Annotated in this window: 1 protein-coding gene and 2 pseudogenes; all 3 read right to left on the reverse strand. The window is 70.1% G+C overall.

Annotated features, from left to right (window positions below; all coding sequences use genetic code 11):
- Window positions 1-132 (reverse strand): annotated as a pseudogene (locus tag ACDELDRAFT_RS26265) (uracil-DNA glycosylase family protein); the annotation flags it as partial.
- Window positions 129-635, reverse strand: coding sequence for a ribosomal protein S18-alanine N-acetyltransferase (rimI, locus tag ACDELDRAFT_RS23230; protein ID WP_005801798.1), 507 nt, complete (start codon window positions 633-635; stop codon window positions 129-131). The gene rimI and the pseudogene ACDELDRAFT_RS26265, both read right to left, overlap by 4 nt.
- Window positions 632-783: pseudogene (locus tag ACDELDRAFT_RS23235) on the reverse strand (tRNA (adenosine(37)-N6)-threonylcarbamoyltransferase complex dimerization subunit type 1 TsaB); the annotation flags it as partial. The gene rimI and the pseudogene ACDELDRAFT_RS23235, both read right to left, overlap by 4 nt.

Consider the following 783-nt stretch of genomic DNA (forward strand, 5'->3'; position numbering starts at 1 on the left):
GCGTTCCGGCTGCGCCTGCGCCTGCGCCGCAGCAGGATCGGCCGCTGGCGATGGTGCGTCGGCGGGCGCCCACACGGTCACGCCCATTTCTTGCAGCATGGCGCGTTGGCGCGCATCGAGGTGAAGGCTCATACAGGCGGGCTCTGGTTGGTGGGCGCTTGCAGGGGGCGGCTCATGACCACGGCGTCTTCACGCTGCCCAGCGGGCGCGGGGTAGTAACGCTTGCGCAGGCCGACGCTGCGAAATCCATGGGCCTCGTAGACCTGCAGGGCCCGCGCATTGCTCACGCGCACTTCGAGCCATAGCCACTGCGCACCCTGTCCGCGCGACCACAGTGCCAAGGCGTCGAGCAGCACGCGGGCCCAGCCCTGCCTCTGGTGGGCGGGTGCCACGGTGATGTTGAGCAGGTGCACCTCGTCCACCCCCTTCATGGCCACGAAGTAGCCCAGCAACTGGTCGCCCCCCATCAGCAACTGGGCCTGGTAACCCGAGGCCAGGGCGTCGATGAAGTTGCCCCTTGTCCAGGGGTGGGAATAGGCGCTGGCTTCCACGTCCAGCACGTCGTCGAGCCGCCCCAGGGTGAGGGGCTCGAACCGTGCCTCGGGGGCGGCAGAAGGGCTGGGAACGGCACTCATGGGGCTGTGGGAACGGCTGTGGACTGGGCGGCGCGCAGCGCGGCCCGTTCGGCGGTGGTTTGCGCCACTTTATCGCGGATGTAGCGGGGCAGGGCTTCGGCGGCGGGTACGGCAGCGCCCGCTGCCAGCAGGGCGGGTGCCAGGCGCA

Origin of the sequence: Acidovorax delafieldii 2AN, from assembly GCF_000175235.1 — a bacterium.
Lineage (GTDB): Bacteria > Pseudomonadota > Gammaproteobacteria > Burkholderiales > Burkholderiaceae_C > Acidovorax > Acidovorax delafieldii_B.